Below are 19,390 nucleotides of genomic sequence, written 5' to 3' on the forward strand. Positions count from 1 at the left end.
TCTTCACGTCGTCAGGGCCGGGCTCGTCCCGGCTATCCGCGCCGTTCGGCATGCCGAGAAGGACGTGGATGCCCGGCCTTCGCCGTGCCAAAGCGACTTCGGCCGCGCAGGCGGGACAAGCCCGGCCATGACTGCGCAACGAATGAGCAGGAATTCCTGCAGCGATGCCCCGATGTCTTCAAACGCGATAGCCCGGCGCTCGTGCCGGAGGTGGCCGTCAAGTCGCTGCCACATCCGCCGGCGGCCGCTGTCGCAGCAATGCGGCGCAGGCGAAGCCGAGCCCGACCATCATGATGGCGGCGATGATCAAGGTCGATTGTTTGCCGCCATGGGCCAGACCGAAGCCATAGGCGATCGGGCCGACCGTCTGGCCCATGAAGAAGAAGAACGAGTGCAGCGACATCGCGGTGGCGCGCGCCTCGATCGACAGCTCGCTGGCGAACACCTGCAGGCAGCCGTGGATCATGTAGAAGCCCCAGCCCATCATCAGCATGCAGGCGAATTGCAGCTTCCAGCCGGGACCGAAGGCGAGCGCGGCGAGCTGCAGGGCGACGAGGCTCGCGCCCACGATCATCATGCCCTTGACGCCGAGCCGCGGCAGGAAGTTCGACACCGTCGCCGTGTAGAACAGTCCGCCGACCGCAAAGCCCGCGATTACGATGCCTGCGATCGAGAGCGAGGTCTCGCCGAGATCGAACAGCAGCGCGGCGATGAACGGAAACAGCCCGAACACGCAGCAGCCCTCGACGAACACGGCCGAGTAGCAGAACCGCGTATTCGGGTTGGAGAAGATGGTACGGTAGCCCTTGCGCAGCGATGCGAGATCGGTGGTCGAGGTGTGCGTGACGCTGGCGCCGCGAAAGCCGGCGGCGACCGCGAAGGAGGCGATCAGCCCGAGCGCGCCGAGAATGGCGAGCACGCCGCGCCAGCCGATGAAATCGCCGATGATCCCCGATGCCGTGGCGCCGAGCAGGTTGCCGGCCATCGAGCCCGCGAGCGTGCGGCCGATCGCGACCTGGCGCTTGTCGGGCGCGACGAGATCGCTGGTCAGGCCGAGCGCGACCGGAAACACGCCGCCCGAGGCGATGCCGGCGAGAATGCGGGTGGCGAACAGCAGCGGAAACGAGGTGGCGAGCGCGCCCAGGATGCTGGCGACACCGAGCAGCGCCAGGCACAAGGTCATCAGCCGCGCTTTGCCGAACAGGTCGGCGGCTGCGCCGATCGCCGGCTGGATCAAGGCATAGATCAGCGCATAGCCGGCGGCGATGCCGGCCGCGGTGGCGATGCTGATCGCAAAATCCTCGGCGACATGCGGCAGCACGGGGTCGAGCGCCCGCGTCGACAGCGCCGCCGAGAAGCCGGCCAGCGCAATGATGTTGACCGCTGGCGGAAAGCGCTGCTCGGTGGGCTTGGCGACGGCCTGGTGCATCAGCGCGTGTCGGTCGCCGGTGCCTTGGCCAGCTTATCGAACGCCATCAACCTGCGCAGCAGACCTTCGAACTCCGCCAGCGGCACCATGTTCGGCCCGTCGGAGGGCGCATGATCCGGATCGGGATGGGTCTCGATGAAGACGCCGGCCACACCGACGGCGACTGCGGCGCGCGCCAGCACCGGCACGAATTCGCGCTGGCCGCCCGAGGACATCCCCTGCCCGCCCGGCTGCTGCACCGAATGCGTGGCATCGAAGATGACGGGGGCGCCGGTCGTGCGCGCCATGATCGGCAGCGAGCGCATGTCCGAGATCAGCGTGTTGTAGCCGAACGAGACGCCGCGCTCGGTCGCGAGCACGTTGGGATTGCCGGCGCCGGTGATCTTGGCGACGACATTGGCCATGTCCCACGGCGCCAGGAACTGGCCCTTCTTGACGTTGACCACCCTGCCGGTCGCGGCCGCCGCGAGCAGCAGGTCGGTCTGCCGGCACAGGAACGCCGGGATCTGCAGGACGTCGACGGCCTGCGCCACTTCGGCACATTGGCTTGCGTCGTGAATGTCGGTCAGCACCGGAAGACCGAGGGACGACCGGATCTCGGCGAAGATCGGCAGCGACTGCGCCAGCCCGAGGCCACGCCCGGCGGAGCCGCTGGTACGGTTCGCCTTGTCGAACGAGGTCTTGTAGACGAGCCCGATGTTCAGCCGCGTCGCGATCTCCTTCAGCGCCGAGGCGACCTCGAGCGCATGACCGCGGCTTTCCAACGCGCACGGTCCGGCGATGACCGCCAGCGGCAGATCATTGCCGAAGCGCACCGAACCAACGGTGACGATCGGGGCGGCAGTGGTGGCTGTGGTCATGGTCACGATCCCCTCGGGTTGGCCGGACCATGCCCAGCATTGTCCGGAGGATCAAGGCATTCGCACCGGCGCATCGCAGGGTTGCGCCGCGACCGTCTCCTGCCCGATCGCAGCACGCTCCGACCGATACCGTCACTTCACGGTCGAGAACGCGGTCGGCACCAGGATCTGGCTGACGATGTTGGCGACGATCTGGCCGTCGGCCTCGGTCTTGGCGCGGGCCTCGATCCATTCCGGGTCGGTCTGGAACGCCGTCCACTTGGTCTCGCGCTCGGCGAGCGATTCCCAGGCCAGATAATAGGTCAGCTCCTGGTTCGATTCGCCGATCAACGTCGTGAAGAACCCCGCCGGCCTGATGCCGTGCTTCTCGAACATCTTGAGCGTGATCGTCTCGAACCGCTTGAGCAGCGCCGGCAGGCGCCCAGGCACGCAGCGATAGACGCGGCTTTCATAGATCATTGGAGGTCCTCCCTGATGTCGTTGTCGAAGATCAGGAAGCGTTGTCGCAACAATCGCCGCGGCCGTCAAAGGCCGCGTTGCGCGCCCCGGCCGTCATTGCGAGCGGAGCGCGGAGCGAAGCAATCCAGAGTCGCGGGCGGGACTCTGGATTGCTTCGTCGCTGGCGCTCCTCGCAATGACGCTCGAGGCAGGCTCGTCACACCAGCCTCGACTGCACCACCGCCGCCTGAATGAAGGACGCGAACAGCGGATGCGGCTCGAACGGCCGCGACTTCAGCTCGGGGTGGAACTGGACGCCGATGAACCAGGGATGATCAGCATATTCCACGATCTCCGGCAGGACGCCGTCCGGCGACAGGCCGGAGAATTTCAGGCCGTGCTGCTCAAGCCGGTCCTTGTAGGCGGTGTTGACCTCGTAGCGGTGGCGATGGCGCTCGGAGATCTCGGTGGCGCCGCCATAGACCTCGGAGACGCGGCTCCCGCGCTTGAGCATCGCCGGATAGGCGCCGAGCCGCATCGTGCCACCAAGATCGCCGCTCTGCGAGCGCCGCTCCAACTCGTTGCCGCGCAGCCATTCGGTCATCAGGCCGACCAGCGGCTCCTTGGTCGGACCGAACTCGGTCGAATTCGCCTCGGTGATTCCGACCAGATTGCGCGCAGCCTCGATCACCGCCATCTGCATGCCGAAGCAGATGCCGAAATACGGCACGTCGCGTTCGCGTGCGAACTGCGCCGCGCGGATCTTGCCCTCGGCGCCGCGCTGGCCGAAGCCGCCGGGGACCAGGATGCCGTTGACGTGCTCCAGGAACGGCGCCGGGTCTTCGTTCTCGAACACCTCGCTCTCGATCCAGTCGAGCTTGACGCGCACCTTGTTGGCAATGCCGCCATGCGACAGCGCCTCGATCAGCGATTTGTAGGCGTCCTTCATGCCGGTGTATTTGCCGACGATCGCGATCGTCACATCACCTTCGGGATTGCGGACGCGCTCATTGATCGTGTGCCAGCTCGCCAGCGCCGGCGGCACCCGCGGCTCGATGCCGAACGCGGCCAGCACCTCGTCGTCGAGACCGGCGGCGTGGTAGGCCTCCGGCACGGCGTAGATGTTGTCGACGTCGCGCGCCTCGATGACGGCGCTTTCGCGCACGTTGCAGAACAGGCCGAGCTTGCGCCGCTCCTCCTTCGGGATCTCGCGGTCGGTGCGGCACAGCAGGATATCCGGCTGGATGCCGATCGAGCGCAGTTCCTTCACCGAATGCTGCGTCGGCTTGGTCTTCAATTCGCCGGCGCTCGGGATGTAGGGCAGCAGCGTGAGATGGATGTAGATCGCATGGTCGCGCGGCAGCTCGTTCTTGAGCTGGCGGATCGCCTCGAAGAACGGCAGGCCCTCGATGTCGCCGACGGTGCCGCCGATCTCGACCAGCACGAAATCGTACTCGTCATTACCCGACAGCACGAAATCCTTGATCGCGTTGGTGACGTGCGGGACGACCTGGATGGTCGCGCCGAGATAGTCGCCGCGGCGTTCCTTGGTCAGGATGTCCTGGTAGATCCGGCCCGTGGTGATGTTGTCGGCCTTGGTCGCCGGCCGGCCGGTGAAACGTTCATAATGGCCGAGATCGAGATCGGTCTCGGCGCCGTCATCCGTCACGAATACTTCGCCGTGCTGATACGGCGACATCGTGCCTGGATCGAGGTTGAGATAGGGGTCGAGCTTGCGAAGCCGGACCTTGTAGCCGCGGGCCTGCAGCAGCGCGCCTAACGCGGCTGAAGCCAGACCCTTTCCGAGCGAGGAAACCACGCCGCCGGTGATGAAGATATACCGCGCCATGGGACCCTACCTTTAATGCCGCGCGCTCGATTCGCCAAAACGAATCACCTGCAGCCCGCAACGTGGTCGCGGGCCTGTGGGTTACGTCAAAATATGAATGGTCTCAGCGAGTTGAGACCGTCTCATCATGCAGAAAGGCCAACCGCCTGCTGCATGGCTTCCCCGCATTATTGCGATTGCGGGGCCTGCGGCGCCGATGGTGCCGCCGGGCTCTGCTGCTCGTCCGCCTTCTTGAGCTGGTCGAGAACGCCGCCGCCGGTCGGCGCCACCGGAGTGGCCCCGCCTGACTGGGTCTGCCCGGGCACGTTGCCGAGGATCGAGGTGGGCTTGCGATCGTAGCCTGCCAGCCAGGTCAGCAGCAGGCTGGTGACGAAGAAGCCGACGGCCAGCACTGCGGTGGTCCGGGTGAGCAGGTTCGCCGTGCCCCGGCTCGACATGAAGCCGGCACCGCCGCCCATGCCGAGGCCACCGCCTTCGGACTTCTGCAACAGCACCGCGCCGATCAGGACGGCGACGATCATGAGATGAATGACGATAAAGACAGTCTGCATGGTGACCTTCCGTCACAAGCACTCGCAGGCCCCGACCGCGGGCCGGGATCGCGAGAGCTTCGCGGGCTATTCGGAAATTTGCGCGGTGTTACACGATCATGCCGGGCAACGCCACCCCTGCAGATCATCGCAGGCACGCTTCTCACAAGCACCAAGCCAGCCCTGAGCCGGCTGTTGCCTCGATCAAGAATTTCTATTATTAGAGACGAATGGATCAATTAATAGACGATTTCAGCACCAGGCTCGCCCGCCGCATTCTGCTGGAGCGCGAGAGCCGCGGCTGGTCGCTGGCCGACCTTGCCGACCAGTCCGGCGTGTCCAAGGCGACGATCAGCAAGATCGAGCGGGCCGAGGTCAGCCCCACCGCCGTCATCCTCGTCAAGCTGGCGAGTGCCTTCGATCTCACCTTGGCCGGCCTGATGTTGCGCGCGGAGGCCCGGGCCGAGCGCCTGTCGAGAGCCGACGACCAGCCGGTCTGGCGCGATCCCGACACCGGCTATCTGAGGCGACAGATCTTCCTGCGGCCGGACCACCCGATTGAGCTCGTCACCGTCGAGATGCCCGCAAAGGCAAGCCTGACGCTGCCAGCCTCCTCCTACATCCATATCCGCCAGCTCGTCTGGGTGCAGAGCGGGCGACTGACGATCACGGAAGGCACTGAGCGCCATGTGCTCGGGCCGGGCGACTGCCTCGGCTTCGGGCCGCCGATCGACACCACCTTCGCCAACGAGACCGACGCGCCTTGCGTCTATGTGGTCGCCCTCGCCCGGAGCTGACAATGCCGCCGATTCGAATCGCAGCGCTTTCCGACACCCCCGCGATCCGGGCCGCCTTGAGCGGCATGCTGATCGAAACCGTCGCCCATGGCGGCTCGGTCAGCTTCATGCATCCGCTGGCCGAGCACGAGGCCAACGAGTTCTGGCAGAGTTCGCTTGCCGCCGCTGCGCGCGGCGAACGCATCGTTCTCGGCGCCTTCGACGGTGACGATGTGGTTGCGACCGTGACATTGCAGCTGAAGCTGCCACCGAACCAGCCCCACCGCGCCGAGATCGCCAAGATGATGACGCGTGTCAGCCACCGCAAGCGCGGCATCGCCGCCGCGCTGCTGCGGGCCGCCGAAAGCCTCGCCCGCCGGCATGGCCGCTCGATGCTCGTCCTCGACACCGCCGTCGATGGCGGTGCCTCGCAGCTCTATGAGGGCCTGGGTTTCCAACTCACCGGGATCATTCCGGATTATGCCCTGAAGCCGCATGGCGGCCTCACCGGCACCAAGATCTACTGGAAGCGCGTCGCGCCAACGGAGTGAATGCGGCGCGTTCGCGCAATCTCGGCAGATTGCCGCTCAACATCCTTTCGCAATTGCGAGAAAATCCGCCGCCTTGAGGCTGGCGCCGCCGACCAGGGCGCCATTCACATTCGCGACCGCCATCAGCTCGGCCGCATTGGACGGCTTCACCGAACCGCCATAGAGGATGCGCATCCGCGCCCCCTCGCCGTTGAAGCGCTCGATCAGCAGCGTCCTGATAAATGCATGGATTTGCTCGACATCCTTTGCGGTCGGGGTCAGGCCGGTGCCGATCGCCCAAACCGGCTCATAGGCCACGGTCAGATTGGCCGCCGTGGAGCCTTGCGGCAGGCTGAGGTTCAGCTGGCCGCGCAGGATGTCCAGGGTCTGACCGGCGTCGCGCTGCTGCTGGGTCTCGCCGACGCAGACGATCGCAACCAGGCCGGCGCGCCAGACGGCTTCCGTCTTCTGGTGCACCACAACATCGCTCTCACCATGATCGGCGCGACGTTCGGAGTGGCCGACGATGATCGCACTGGCGCCGGCATCAGCCAGCATCTCGGCTGAAAGGTCGCCGGTATGGGCCCCCGATGCCTTGGCGTGGCAATCCTGCGCGCCGACGGCCACAGCCCTCGTGCCACGCGCTTTGTCGGCAAAGCCGGCCAGCAAGGTTGCCGGCGGACACACCAGGAGATCGGCCTTGCCGGTGACTTCGGCGGCGCCCGCCAGCATCGCCTCGAACTCGGCGGTGGAGGCCTTCAGGCCGTTCATTTTCCAGTTGCCGGCGATCAGCGGCCGGATGTGGTCGGTCATGGCAGGATTCCAGCAAGCGTTGGTGACAGGGATCGGCTAGCAGAGCCGTTCGAGCAGTACCAGAGCGCGGCCGGCCTTCCCACCGCTTCAATCCGCCTCAGGCCCGAGGTTGCGACCCGGCGGCGGCGTCTTTATAAGCCGTTTCAACTCGGTGACGCCCTTTCGCGGATTCTGCTCTAAGGCGCGGCCCCTTCATCCTTTTTCCTGCAGACAGACTGGACCCATGCTTCGAGGATTACGCAAGGCCTCATCAAACTGGCTCGGCAAGACCATCATGGCGGTGGTCATGGGCGTTTTGATCGTCAGTTTCGGCATCTGGGGCATCGCCGATATCTTCCGCGGCTTCGGACAATCGACGGCTGCCACGGTGGGCCGGACTGAGATCTCGATCAACGAGTTCCGGCAGATCTATACCGATCGGCTGCAGCAGATTGGCCGCCAGCTCGGCCGTCCCCTGACGCAGGAGCAGGCCCGCATGTTCGGGCTCGACCGCACCGTGCTGCAGCAGACGATCGCAGAAGCAGCGCTTGACGAGGACGCGCGCCGTCTCGGGCTCGGCCAGTCCGATGCCGAGACGATGCGCGTGATTCTCAGCGATCCGAACTTCAAGGGCCCGAACGGCGCCTTCGATCCGCAGCGCTTCCAGGCCATCATCCGCAATTTCGGCTTCACCGAGCAGCGCTATCTGGCGGACCAGCGCCGGGTCTCGCTGCGGCGGCAGATCACGGGCACGATCGCGGCTGGCCTCGAGCCGCCGAACACGATGCTGGACGCACTGAGCCGCTTCCAGAACGAGCAGCGCTCGATCGACTATCTCAAGCTCGATGCGGCGCAGGCCGGCCCGATCGATGCGCCCTCGCCGGAGGTGCTTGCCTCCTATTTCGATGAGCACAAGGCGCAGTTCAAGGCGCCGGAATATCGCAAGATCTCGTTCGTTCTGGTGACCCCGGAAGACATCGGCAAATGGACCGATGTCTCGGATGAGGATGCCAGGAAGCTGTTCGACCAGCGCAAGGCGCAAATGGGCACGCCGGAGAAGCGCCAGGTGCAGCAGATGACCTTCCCGACCATGGAGGAGGCGCAGGCGGCGCGCGCGCGCATCGCTTCAGGTGAGGTCAGCTTCGACGAGCTCGCCAAGGAGCGCAACCTCAACCCCGCCGACCTCGATCTCGGACTGGTGACGAAAACGGCCATCCTCGACCCTGCCGTTGCCGACATGGCGTTCTCGCTGCCGACCGGTGAGGTCAGCCAGCCGGTCAAGGGAGCGTTCAACGTGGCGCTCGTCAAGGTCAGCGCGATCCAGCCCGGCCAGCAGCCGGCCTATGAGAGCGTCGCGACCGACATCAAGAAGGAGATCGCTGCCGACCGCGCCAAGTCGCAGGTGGCCAATCTTCGCGACAAGATGGAAGACGAGCGCGGCGGCGGCGCCAGCGTGGCCGAGGCTGCCAAGAAGCTGGGCCTCAACGCCATCACGGTCGAGGCGGTCGACCGGTCCGGCAAGCAGCCCGACGGCCAGCCGGTGCCGAACATCCCGCTCGGCCTCGACGTCGTTGCGCAGGCCTTCAACAGCGATGTCGGCGTCGACAACGAGCCGATCTCGTTCCGTGGCGGCTATGTCTGGTACGAGGTGCTCGGCATTACCCCGCCGCGCGACCGCAGCCTCGACGAGGTGAAGGATCAGGTCGCCGCCAAATGGCGCGATGACGAGGTCGCGGCCAAGCTGCGCGCCAAGGCCACCGATCTCGTCAAGAAGCTCAACGAAGGCGGCAAGCTCGCCGATGAGGCGGCCATGCTCGGCGTAAAGGTCGAAACCGCCAGCGCGTTCAAGCGCGATGCGACTGTGCCCGGCGTGCCGGCCGGCGCTATCGTCGCCGCGTTCCGGACGGCCAAGGACGGCGTCGGCCAAACCGAAGCCGAGGGTGGCCGGCAATGGATCGTCTTTCGCGTCACCGATATCACCGAGCCGAAGGTCGATCTCGCCTCCGAGGACATTAAGAAGCTGAAGGACCAGCTGCAACGGGCGCTGGCCGACGAGCAAGGCACGGCCTATGTCATGAAGCTCGAGAAGGACATCGGGACGACGATCAACGAGGCCGCCGTCGCACAGGTGGTCGGCGGCGGCAACAACCAGTAACGGACGGCTGAGTGAGGCGATGAACGATCTCAAGTCCATCATCGGCAAGGTCGCGACCGGCGCGCCCTTGTCGCGCGAGGAGGCCGCATCCGCCTTCGACAGCATGATGTCCGGCGAAGCAACGCCGTCGCAGATGGGCGCGCTGCTGATGGCGTTGCGCGTGCGCGGCGAGACGGTGGAGGAGATCACCGGCGCGGTCAGCGTGATGCGGGCCAAGATGCTGCGGGTCGATGCGCCCGCCGGCGCAGTCGACATCGTCGGCACCGGCGGTGACGGTTCGGGCTCGGTCAACGTCTCGACCTGCGCGGCCTTCATCGTCGCGGGCGCCGGGATCCCGGTCGCCAAGCACGGCAATCGCGCTTTGTCCTCGCGGTCGGGCGCGGCCGACGTGCTCGCCGCGCTCGGCGTCAAGATCGATCTCAAGCCCGATCAGGTCGGGCGCTGCGTCCAGGAGGCCGGCATCGGCTTCATGTTCGCGCCGGCGCATCATCCGGCGATGAAGAATGTCGGCCCGACCCGCGTCGAGCTCGCGACCCGCACCATCTTCAATCTGCTGGGCCCGTTGTCGAATCCCGCAGGCGTCAAACACCAGATGGTCGGTGTGTTCTCGCGGCAATGGGTGGAGCCGCTGGCGCAGGTCTTGAAGAATCTCGGCTCGAAGGCGGCCTGGGTCGTGCACGGCTCCGACGGGCTCGACGAGATCACGTTGACCGGCCCGACCTTCGTCGCCGCGCTCGAGCACGGTCAGATCAGGACATTCGAGGTCACCCCCGAGCAGGCCGGGCTTGGCCTGTGCGGCAGCGACGGGCTCAAGGGCGGTGACGCGGCGGCCAATGCCGTGGCGCTGCAGAGCGTCCTGGACGGGATGCCGAGCCCCTATCGCGACGTCGCCCTGCTGAATGCGGCGGCGGCGCTGGTCGTCGCCGGCCGAGCCAAGACGCTTGCGGAAGGCGTTGCAATCGGCCGCGACGCGCTCGACAGCGGCGCGGCGGCGGCGCGGCTGAAGCACCTGATCGCGGTCTCCAACAGCTGATCTTTCGGAGCGCGCCATGTCGGATATCCTGGCCAAGATCGAAGCCTATAAGCGCGAGGAGATCGCCGCTGCCAAGCGCGCCTGTCCGCTCGCGGAGCTCGAGGCCCGCGCGCGCGACGCTTCGCCTCCCCGCGGATTTGTGGCCGCCATCCGCAACAAGCATGCGAACGGCGACTATGCGCTGATCGCGGAGGTGAAGAAGGCGTCGCCGTCGAAGGGGCTGATCCGCGCCGATTTCGACCCGCCCGTTCTCGCCAGGGCCTATCAGGCCGGCGGCGCCGCCTGCCTCTCTGTGCTGACCGATACGCCATCCTTCCAGGGGCATCTGGAGTTCATGGTGGCGGCGCGATCCGCGACCACTCTGCCCGTGTTGCGCAAGGACTTCTTGTTCGACACCTACCAGGTGGCCGAGGCGCGTGCGCATGGCGCAGACTGCATCCTGATCATCATGGCGGCGCTGGATGACGCAGCTGCCGCCGATATCGAGGCCGCGGCGCTCGACAGCGGCATGGATGTGCTGATCGAAATCCATGATCGCGACGAGCTCGACCGCGCGCTCAAGCTGCGCTCGCCGATGATCGGCATCAACAACCGCAACCTGCGCACCTTCGAGACCACGCTGGCGACCTCCGAGGCGCTCGCGCCGCTGGTGCCCAAGGAGCGTCTGCTCGTCGGCGAGAGCGGCATCTTCACCCCAGCCGATCTCACCCGTCTGGCGCGCGTCGACATCCAGACCTTCCTGGTCGGCGAAAGCCTGATGCGCCAGGCTGACGTGACCGCCGCGACGCGCGCGCTGCTGGCGCGCGACGCCAGCCCCGCAAACGCGGCCGAGTGATCATGGCCGATACGCCGGACAAGCCGTCCCTCACCCATATCGATGCCCGCGGCGAAGCCCGCATGGTCGACGTCTCGGACAAGCCCGCGACGGAGCGGACCGCGACCGCCGAGGGCCGCGTTGTCATGAGCGCCGCGACGCTGGAGCTGATCATGTCCGGCAACGCCAAGAAGGGCGACGTGCTCGGCACCGCCCGGATCGCCGGCATCATGGCCGCGAAGCGGACCTCGGACCTCATTCCGTTGTGCCACCCGCTGGCCCTCTCGAAGGTCACGGTCGACATCACCCCTGATGCCGCCCTGCCCGGCTGCCTGGTGAGCGCGACCGTGAAGGTCACCGGACCCACCGGCGTCGAGATGGAGGCGCTGACCGCCGTCTCCGTCGCCTGTCTCACCATCTATGATATGATCAAGGCTGCCGAGCGCGGCGTCCGCATCGAAGGCATTCGCTTGACCGAGAAACTCGGCGGCAAGTCCGGACACTATCGCGCCTGACGGCACCTGGGTGCCGAATACAACCGTAAATTAACCCATCGCTAACTCAACTTCCTAACCTGACCTGCACGGCGGTCCCTGTAGCCATGGTGGTGGGAGGGATACATTGCACGTCCGTCCCTCACGCCCTAGCAGCGTAACGGGACCGATGACGACAAACGCCAGTTCGGGGAGTTCCATCAGAGCCACGGCCGATCACGGGGGGCCGATCCGCTGGCTCATCGGTGGTGGTCTGACACTGATCGCAGCCATTGCGATCGGCGCCACCATCATGGCCGACAGCTTTCGGGAACGTGCGCTGAACAGCGCAACGCGCGAATTGGAGAACACCGTCCTGCTGCTGGCGCGCCATTTCGACCAGCAGATGGAAGATCTCGGCGCGATCCAGCGCGACCTCGCCGATTACGTCCGGCAGAGGCACATCGACACCGCCGCCCGCTTCAGAGAGCAGATGGGCAGCGCGCCCGTCAACGCCATGCTGCAAAGCAAGCTGAGCGCGGTGTCCTATGTCGGCGGCGTCAGCATCTTCGATTCCGAAGGCAACCTGATCAATTCCGCAACGTCATGGCCGGTGCCGGCGATCAATGTCGCCGATCGCGGTTATTTCCAGCGGCTGAAGTTCGATCCCGCATCGCCGCAACTGCTGATCGAACCGGTCGTGAGCCGGGTCACCGGCACGCATGTCGCCGTCATCGCGCTGAAGCTGACCGCGCCCAACGGCGAGTTCCTCGGCGTCATCGCCCGCAGTCTCGAGCCCGTCAATGTCGAGCGCTTCTTCGCGTCCGTCGCCCTCGGGCCTGAAGCCGCGATCTCGATGATGCATCGCGATGGGACATTGCTGGCGCGGCACCCCCGCCACGAGGGGATGCTGAACCAGAACTACAAAGATGCGCCGATCTTCCGGCAGATCCTGGCCGGCGACGGCAATACGACCGGCATCTTCAGCAGCCCCGTCGACCGCGAACACAGGATCGGCGCATCGCATCGCCTGACGAGCTATCCGCTGATCGTGACCGCGACGACGACGGTCTCGGCGGCGCTCGCCGATTGGCGCGAGCAGATGCGTTTCCTGATCGGCGTGGGCGTCACGTCGGTGCTGCTGATCGCCGGGATGCTCTATGTGGTGGTGCGCCGACTGATCAGCGACCACGAAGCATCGAACCAGCGATTGACGCTGGAGAAGGAACGGCTCGACAAGGCGGTCAACAACATGACCCAGGGTCTTCTGATGTTCGACGCATCGGAGCGCCTCGTCATCAGCAATCAGCGCTACATCGAGATGTACGGCCTCTCCGCCGACGTCGTGAAGCCCGGCTGCACGTTCCGCGAGCTGATCGCGCACCGCAAGGCCACCGGCTCCTTCATCGGCGACGAGGCCGAATATGTCGCAACTATTCTGCGCGACATCGGGCGCAAGAAGTCCCATTTGATCGAGACGCCGGACGGCCGCTCCATCGAGATCGTCAACGAGCCGCTCGCCGACGGCGGCTGGCTCGCCACCCATGAGGACATCACCGAGCGCCGCAAGGCCGAGCAGCGGATCACCCATCTTGCGCATTATGATGCGCTGACGGAGCTGCCGAACCGGACCCTGTTCCACGAGAGGCTGAAGCAGGAGCTGATCCACGTCTCCGCGGGACAGCGGCTCGCGCTGCATTACATCGACATCGACGAGTTCAAGGGCGTCAACGATTCACTCGGCCACCTGATCGGCGACGAGCTCCTGAAGTCGGTCGCCGCCAGCCTGAGCACCTGCGTCGGCGAGGCCGGCTTCGTCGCCCGGCTCGGTGGCGACGAATTCGCGGTCGTCCAGACGGGGATCCGCAACCGCGGCGATGTCGAGCAACTGATCGAGGACATTCTCGCCGCGATCCGCGCGCCGCGCGATTGTCTCGGCCATCAACTCACGGCCGACGCCTCGATCGGCGTCGCGCTGATCCCGGAACACGGCACCGAGCTCGACCAGATCATGAAGAACGCCGATCTGGCGATGTACGCCGCCAAGGGCGCGGGCCGCCGCACCTGGCGCTTCTTCGAGCCGGAGATGGATGCGCAGGTCAAGGCCCGCCATCAGCTCGAGGTCGACCTGCGCCAGGCGATGGTCGACGATCAACTCGAAGTCTACTATCAGCCCTGCGTGAGCCTGCAGGATGACCGTATCGTCGGCTGCGAGGCGCTGGTGCGCTGGAAACATCCGGTGCGCGGCAACGTCTCGCCCGCCGAGTTCATTCCGATTGCCGAGGACACCGGACTCATCAACCAGCTCGGCGAACGCGTTCTCCACCTCGCCTGCGCCGAGGCCGCGACCTGGCCGGACGACATCCGGCTCGCCGTCAACGTCTCGCCGGTGCAGTTCAAGAGCGGAACCCTGGCGCTCAAGGTCGCCAATGCACTGGCAACGTCGGGCCTGTCACCGCACCGGCTGGAGCTCGAAATCACCGAGGCCGTGCTGATCCGCGACGATGATGCGCTCGACACCCTGCACCAGCTGCGCGCGCTCGGCGTGCGCATTGCGCTCGACGATTTCGGCACAGGCTATTCCAGCCTGAGCTATCTGCAGCGGATCCCGTTCGACAAGATCAAGATCGACCGCTGCTTCGTCAAGGATATCACCGAGTCCGAAGGCTCGGCGAGCATCGTCCAGGCCGTGGTCAACATCGCCGCGATCCGCAAGATGTCGACAACAGCGGAAGGCGTCGAGACCGAGGCGCAGCGTCAGGTGCTGAAGCGGCTCGGCTGCTCGGAGATGCAGGGCTATCTGTTCAGCCCGCCGAAGCCCGCGGCCGACGTACGGAGCCTATTCAAGGCGCAGCGTCCCCCGAGCCGCGCCGATAGCACCAAGCGCCGGCGGCCGCGCTCCGATGCCGCGTGACCGCGGCCAGTTCCGAACCGATAAATACCGTTGCAATTTGAGCGTTTTCCGCAAGCCAAATTCAAACCCTGTCGACCGATCGAAACGCCGGCCGCTTGCCATCCCGCACGGTGCCATGATCTATCTGAAACAGACGGACATACTCCGTGTCCGCCTGTACACGATGGTCGAAAACCACGGCGGGACGGCTTCATAGCCGCCCCGTCGGGTGTGAGCATCTGGCCGCCGATAGGGCAGCCGCGCAGCCCTCCGAAACACCGGTCAGATCAATTCGGCACCGCTGCCTTGGCGCGAACGTCGGCATTCACAGTGACGCCGCGCAGCACGTTGAAGGCCGCGTGCAGCGCCTTGTCGTCCTTCTCATCCGGCGGAACGTAGGATTGCGAACCTGTCTGCTCGGTGCCGTCGGCCGCCGAGAGATGTCCGCGCATCGACGCTTCGCCCTTGATGTCGGTGCGATCCTTCAGATCATCCGGCACGTCCTGCTTGACCTCGATGTCGGGCGCGATGCCCTGCGCCTGGATCGAGCGGCCCGACGGCGTGTAATAGCGCGCGGTGGTCAGGGCGAGCGCGCCATTGCCGGCCCCGAGCGGAATGATCGTCTGCACCGAGCCCTTGCCGAATGACCGCGTGCCCACCAGCGTCGCGCGCTTGTGATCATGCAGCGCGCCCGCGACGATCTCCGAGGCCGAGGCCGATCCGCCGTTGATCAGAACCACCAGCGGCTTGCCCTTGGTGAGATCGCCGCCACGCGCCGTGAAGCGCTGCGTCTCTTCCGGATTGCGCCCGCGCGTCGACACCACTTCGCCACGTGGCAGGAACGTGCTGGACACCGACACCGCCTGGTCGAGCAGGCCGCCCGGATTGTTGCGCAGGTCGACGACATAGCCGGCGAGCTTGTCCTGCGGAATGTCCTTCGAGATGCTGGTGATCGCCTTGCGCAGGCTCTCGGTGGTCTGCTCGTTGAACGAGGTGATGCGGATATAGCCGATATCGCCGCCCTCGGTGTGATAACGCACCGGGCGGACACGGATGATCTCCCGCGTCAGCGTCACGTCGAGCGGCGCGTCCTTGCCCTTGCGCATGATGGTGAGCTTGGTCTTGGTGTTGACGCCGCCCTTCATCTTGGCAACGGCCTGTTCGAGCGTCAGCCCCTGGACCGCTTCGCCATCGATCTTGGCAATCAGGTCACCCGAGAGAATGCCAGCCTTCGAGGCCGGCGTATCGTCGATCGGAGCGACCACCTTGACGAGCCCATCCTCCATCGTGACCTCGATACCGAGGCCGCCGAACTCACCGGATGTCGTTTCCTGCATGTCGCGCCAGGACTTGTCGTTCATGTAGCGCGAATGCGGATCGAGCGATGACACCATGCCATTGATCGCCCCCTCGATGAGGGCGGGATCATCGGGCTTTTCGACGTAGTCGGCACGAACGCGCTCGAACACCGCGCCGAACAGGTTGAGCTGCGAATAGGTGTCGGCCATGCCGGCCGCGGCCTTGGCCCGTGCGATCAGTTGCGCACCGTCGGGTCCGCTGACCAGCAAGGTCAGTCCGACACCGGTCAGCGTGCCCGCCAGGAACAGCCAGTTCTTCCGCATTGTCTTTGCTTCCCGCGCTCGTTTGTCGGCCGACCAAATCACCTAGGTTACAAACGACCGGCCGGGGTGATCAGACCACGAACTCACACCACATTTCCGGTTTCTTCAAGGCCGATATTGCAGCGCCATGTCGAGATTCCGGATCCACCGGACGCAGCGCTGCGCCTGCCGCCCAGATGGACTTTCACCGGGCAATGTTCAACCCTCGCGCCGGTCCTGCGCGCCGGTCTTGGAGGTCGAGCCGCCGCCCACCCCGGCCTTTTACGGTCACCGCGCGATCACAACTTGCGGAGCCAAAGCCTCGCTGCGAATCACGCCGGGGGCGCGCGCCAGCAGGCTCCGGGCCGCGGTGGTCCGCCAGTTCGGAATGGCTTGCGCATCGCGGGTCCAATCGGCGATGCTTGCCGGCAAATCAGAACAGGGGCCGGGAGGCTGGGGCATGAATCAACAAACTCCGATCGAGGCGGCGTGGCGGAATGTCGAGCTCGGCGCCAGCGACGAAAAGTTCCAGAACCTGCACGAGTTCATCACGAAGGCGCGGATTCAGCTCAACCAGAATGCCTGGGACTACATCATCGGGGGGGCGGAAACCGAAACCACGCTGCGCCGAAACCGAATGGCGCTCGACGAGATCGCGTTTCGTCCGCGTGTGCTGCGCGACGTGTCCAAGGTCGACGCCTCGGTCGAGAGATTCGGGCGCAGGATGCGCCTGCCGCTGGTGATGGCCCCTGTCGGCGCGCTGGAGATCTTCGATCCCGCCGGCGCGGCCGCGGTTGCCCGCGGCGCGGGACGGTTCGGGGCGGCGCACATGCTGAGTTCTGTCTCCGAGCCTGGGCTGGAGAGGACCGCCGAGGCGGCGCCAGACGCGCTGCGCATCTTCCAGCTCTATGTGCGCGGCGATGACGCCTTCGTCGAGGATTATGTCAGCCGTGCCGTCGCCAACAGCTACACGGCGTTCTGCCTGACCGTCGACACCGCCCATTACAGCCGGCGCGAGCGCGACATCGCCAAGCGCTATGTGCGCGAGAGCCGGCTGCGCGCCACGGGCGGCGACCACCAGAAGGCGCTGAGCTGGCACACCGTCAAGCTGATCAAGGACAAGTTCAAGCTGCCGCTGATCATCAAGGGCATCGCGACCGCGGAGGACGCCCATATCGCGGTCGATCACGGCGTCGATTGGATCTACGTCTCCAACCATGGCGGCCGTCAGCTCGATCATGGGCGCGGCGCCATGCATGTGCTGCCTGAGATCGTCGCTGCCGTAAACGGCCGCGCCAAGATCATGGTCGATGGCGGCTTCTGCCGCGGCACCGACATCGTCAAGGCGATCGCCTGCGGCGCTGACCTGGTCGGGGTCGGGCGGCTGCAATGCTGGGCGCTGGCTGCCGCCGGCGAGGACGGCATTGTGCGCATGCTGGAGCTCCTGGAGGATGAGGTGATCCGCACGCTTGGCCTGCTGGGCCTTGCCTCCTTCGCGGAGCTCAACACCTCCTACCTTCATCCGGCGACCGCAACCCATCCGCCGAGCGTGTTCAGCGCGTTTCCTCTGGTCGACATCGCGCCATACCGCTATTGAGAGGCTGTCGCGGTCTACCGCCAGGGAACGCCATCTCGTCACATGCTCTCCTCCGATCTTCGCCCCGGCGCGGTCGACGCGCTGCTGTTCGATCTCGGCCGGGTCGTGATCGACATCGATTTCGTGCAGGTCGTGTCGCGCTGGGCCAGCCATGCTGGCCGCGCGCCGGAGGATCTCGCCGCGCGCTTTGTGCGCGACGAGATCTATCACGGGCATGAGCGCGGCACCGTCTCCGATGCTGCCTTCTTCGCCAATCTGCGCCGGCAGCTCGGCATCGACATCACCGACGATCAATTTCTCGAGGGCTGGAACGCGATCTTTGTCGGCCCGATGCCCGGCATCGGTCCCCTGCTCGTCCGCGCGGCAGACAGATTGCCGCTCTACGCCTTCTCCAACACCAACCAGCCGCATATCGAGCACTTCTCATCGCGCTACGCCGATCTGCTCGGTCATTTCCGCGAGATCTTTCTGTCGTCGTCGATCGGCCTGCGCAAGCCGGACGCCGCGGCCTATCAGCACGTGGTGCAGGCGATTGGAATCCGGGCCGAGCGCATCCTGTTCTTCGACGATCTCGCTGAGAACATCGAGGGCGCCCGTGCCAGCGGGCTGCAGGCGGTGCTGGTGCGCTCGACGGAGGACATCGCCGCGGCCCTGCAGGCGTTGGGGATCTGATCGCGTCGGCCCCTCATGTCTGACCAGATCCCCGCGCGCCGATCGGCCCGCAGCCGCTCCGCCTGCAAAGAGGAAACCGGCGGCAGTCACCACAGGTCCGGCCGACATCCGCGCGATCGCTGGCCACCCAGGCCCGAACCGCCTAAGCTCGCGACAGCCTCACCAACGCGGCCTCCTGGAGCGCGAATGGATCTTGAGATCATCTCCCTCGGCGATCGGCCCGACCTGATTCCCCGCGTGTTCTCGCCCGAACTCGACGGCGTCTGGCCCGACTTCATGCGGCAGGATCGGACGGCGATGCTGTACTACAGCGAGGCCGCGTTCGCGCATTATGCCGACTGCGCCTTTGCCGCGCTTGCTGGCGACGAGGTGGTCGGGCGCGCCTTTGCCGTTCCCTTCGCGTTCGGTGCTGAGGGCCGCAGCGAGCTCCCCGATACGGGCTGGGACGAGGTGATCCGCTGGGGTCACGAGGACCGCATGCTGGAGCGGCGACCGACAACGATGAGCGCGCTGGAGATCGCGCTGCTGCCGAAGGCACGCGTACCCGGCAGCTCGCGCGCGATGCTCGCGGCGCTCAAGGACTGCGCACGCGCGAAAGGTTTCGCCGAATTGTACGCGCCGGTGCGACCGAACCAGAAACATCAGCTGCCGCGGATGCCGATGCGGGACTATCTGCAGCAGCGCCGCCCCGATGGTCTGCTCGCGGATTCCTGGCTGCGCACGCACCTCGCCATCGGCGGCGAGATCATCAAGATCGCGCCATGCTCGATGACCATCGTCGGCACCCTCGCCGAGTGGACGCAATGGACCGGCGTGACGTTCGACCGCTCCGGCGAGGTCGAGCTGCCCAACGCGCTGGTGCCCGTAACCGCGTCAGTCGCGCATGATTACGCCGTCTATGTCGAGCCGAATGTCTGGATCCGGCATGTGGTATGATGGCGTACGCAC

Annotated in this window: 18 protein-coding genes; 10 read left to right on the plus strand and 8 right to left on the minus strand. The window is 65.9% G+C overall.

The annotated features are described in order from the left end of the window. Positions 1-217: 217 nt before the first annotated feature. The 5 genes from HL671_RS10540 to secG all read right to left on the minus strand — a co-directional run bounded on the left by HL671_RS10540 (position 218) and on the right by secG (position 5,127). Complete coding sequence (locus HL671_RS10540; protein ID WP_172236362.1) at positions 218-1,429, minus strand: MFS transporter; 1,212 nt, start codon at positions 1,427-1,429, stop codon at positions 218-220. After that, positions 1,429-2,289, minus strand: coding sequence for a 3-deoxy-8-phosphooctulonate synthase (gene kdsA, locus HL671_RS10545; RefSeq protein WP_172236363.1), 861 nt, complete (start codon positions 2,287-2,289; stop codon positions 1,429-1,431). Before kdsA ends, HL671_RS10540 begins: the two co-directional genes overlap by 1 nt. Before the next feature lie 132 nt (positions 2,290-2,421). After that, a complete protein-coding gene (locus HL671_RS10550) occupies positions 2,422-2,748 on the minus strand; it encodes an NIPSNAP family protein (RefSeq protein ID WP_012044507.1) in 327 nt (108 codons plus the stop codon). 196 nt (positions 2,749-2,944) lie between these two features. Then, positions 2,945-4,576 carry a CTP synthase gene (locus HL671_RS10555; protein WP_012044508.1) on the minus strand — a complete coding sequence of 544 codons (1,632 nt, stop codon included), beginning with the start codon at positions 4,574-4,576 and terminating at the stop codon, positions 2,945-2,947. Positions 4,577-4,743: 167 nt separating this feature from the next. After that, positions 4,744-5,127 (minus strand): preprotein translocase subunit SecG, encoded by a 384-nt coding sequence (gene secG, locus HL671_RS10560; protein ID WP_012044509.1) that lies wholly within the window; start codon positions 5,125-5,127, stop codon positions 4,744-4,746. A 209-nt stretch (positions 5,128-5,336) separates the two neighbouring features. On the opposite strand from secG, the gene HL671_RS10565 reads away from it, so the two are divergent. After that, complete coding sequence (locus tag HL671_RS10565) at positions 5,337-5,903, plus strand: helix-turn-helix domain-containing protein (protein WP_172236364.1); 567 nt, start codon at positions 5,337-5,339, stop codon at positions 5,901-5,903. Between the two features lie 2 nt (positions 5,904-5,905). Next, on the plus strand, positions 5,906-6,433 hold the full coding sequence (locus HL671_RS10570; RefSeq protein ID WP_012044511.1) for a GNAT family N-acetyltransferase: 528 nt from the start codon (positions 5,906-5,908) through the stop codon (positions 6,431-6,433). 36 nt (positions 6,434-6,469) lie between these two features. Here the strand turns inward: HL671_RS10570 and tpiA are convergent, their stop codons facing one another. Continuing rightward, positions 6,470-7,225 (minus strand): triose-phosphate isomerase, encoded by a 756-nt coding sequence (gene tpiA / locus HL671_RS10575; protein WP_012044512.1) that lies wholly within the window; start codon positions 7,223-7,225, stop codon positions 6,470-6,472. A gap of 223 nt (positions 7,226-7,448) precedes the next feature. Here tpiA and HL671_RS10580 point away from each other — a divergent pair, with 223 nt between their 5' ends. The 5 genes from HL671_RS10580 to HL671_RS10600 all read left to right on the plus strand — a co-directional run bounded on the left by HL671_RS10580 (position 7,449) and on the right by HL671_RS10600 (position 14,593). Continuing rightward, positions 7,449-9,359 (plus strand): peptidylprolyl isomerase, encoded by a 1,911-nt coding sequence (locus tag HL671_RS10580; RefSeq protein ID WP_012044513.1) that lies wholly within the window; start codon positions 7,449-7,451, stop codon positions 9,357-9,359. A 19-nt stretch (positions 9,360-9,378) separates the two neighbouring features. Then, positions 9,379-10,392, plus strand: a complete 1,014-nt coding sequence (gene trpD / locus HL671_RS10585) for an anthranilate phosphoribosyltransferase (RefSeq protein WP_012044514.1) — start codon at positions 9,379-9,381, stop codon at positions 10,390-10,392. Between the two features lie 16 nt (positions 10,393-10,408). Beyond that, the gene (trpC, locus tag HL671_RS10590; RefSeq protein ID WP_172236365.1) at positions 10,409-11,227 is read left to right on the plus strand and encodes an indole-3-glycerol phosphate synthase TrpC; all 819 of its coding nucleotides are present in this window, start codon (positions 10,409-10,411) and stop codon (positions 11,225-11,227) included. Between the two features lie 2 nt (positions 11,228-11,229). Next, entirely contained in the window at positions 11,230-11,721 is a 492-nt protein-coding gene (gene moaC, locus HL671_RS10595) for a cyclic pyranopterin monophosphate synthase MoaC (protein ID WP_012044516.1), read from the plus strand. Positions 11,722-11,869: 148 nt separating this feature from the next. After that, on the plus strand, positions 11,870-14,593 hold the full coding sequence (locus HL671_RS10600; protein WP_172236366.1) for a bifunctional diguanylate cyclase/phosphodiesterase: 2,724 nt from the start codon (positions 11,870-11,872) through the stop codon (positions 14,591-14,593). A gap of 266 nt (positions 14,594-14,859) precedes the next feature. Here the strand turns inward: HL671_RS10600 and HL671_RS10605 are convergent, their stop codons facing one another. Further along, on the minus strand, positions 14,860-16,194 hold the full coding sequence (locus HL671_RS10605) for a S41 family peptidase (protein ID WP_012044518.1): 1,335 nt from the start codon (positions 16,192-16,194) through the stop codon (positions 14,860-14,862). Between the two features lie 267 nt (positions 16,195-16,461). Next, positions 16,462-16,635, minus strand: a complete 174-nt coding sequence (locus HL671_RS37975) for a hypothetical protein (RefSeq protein ID WP_210263844.1) — start codon at positions 16,633-16,635, stop codon at positions 16,462-16,464. Between HL671_RS37975 and HL671_RS10610 the strand changes: the two genes are divergently transcribed. The 3 genes from HL671_RS10610 to HL671_RS10620 all read left to right on the plus strand — a co-directional run bounded on the left by HL671_RS10610 (position 16,634) and on the right by HL671_RS10620 (position 19,378). After that, on the plus strand, positions 16,634-17,770 hold the full coding sequence (locus tag HL671_RS10610; RefSeq protein WP_172236367.1) for an alpha-hydroxy acid oxidase: 1,137 nt from the start codon (positions 16,634-16,636) through the stop codon (positions 17,768-17,770). The two genes, HL671_RS37975 and HL671_RS10610, sit on opposite strands and share 2 nt — an antisense overlap. A 42-nt stretch (positions 17,771-17,812) precedes the next feature. Further along, positions 17,813-18,442 (plus strand): HAD family hydrolase, encoded by a 630-nt coding sequence (locus HL671_RS10615; RefSeq protein WP_172236368.1) that lies wholly within the window; start codon positions 17,813-17,815, stop codon positions 18,440-18,442. A gap of 276 nt (positions 18,443-18,718) precedes the next feature. Then, a complete protein-coding gene (locus HL671_RS10620; protein WP_172236423.1) occupies positions 18,719-19,378 on the plus strand; it encodes a hypothetical protein in 660 nt (219 codons plus the stop codon). The last annotated feature ends 12 nt before the right edge of the window (positions 19,379-19,390 follow it).

The sequence above is a fragment of the Bradyrhizobium denitrificans genome (assembly GCF_013179005.1).
Lineage (GTDB): Bacteria > Pseudomonadota > Alphaproteobacteria > Rhizobiales > Xanthobacteraceae > Bradyrhizobium > Bradyrhizobium denitrificans.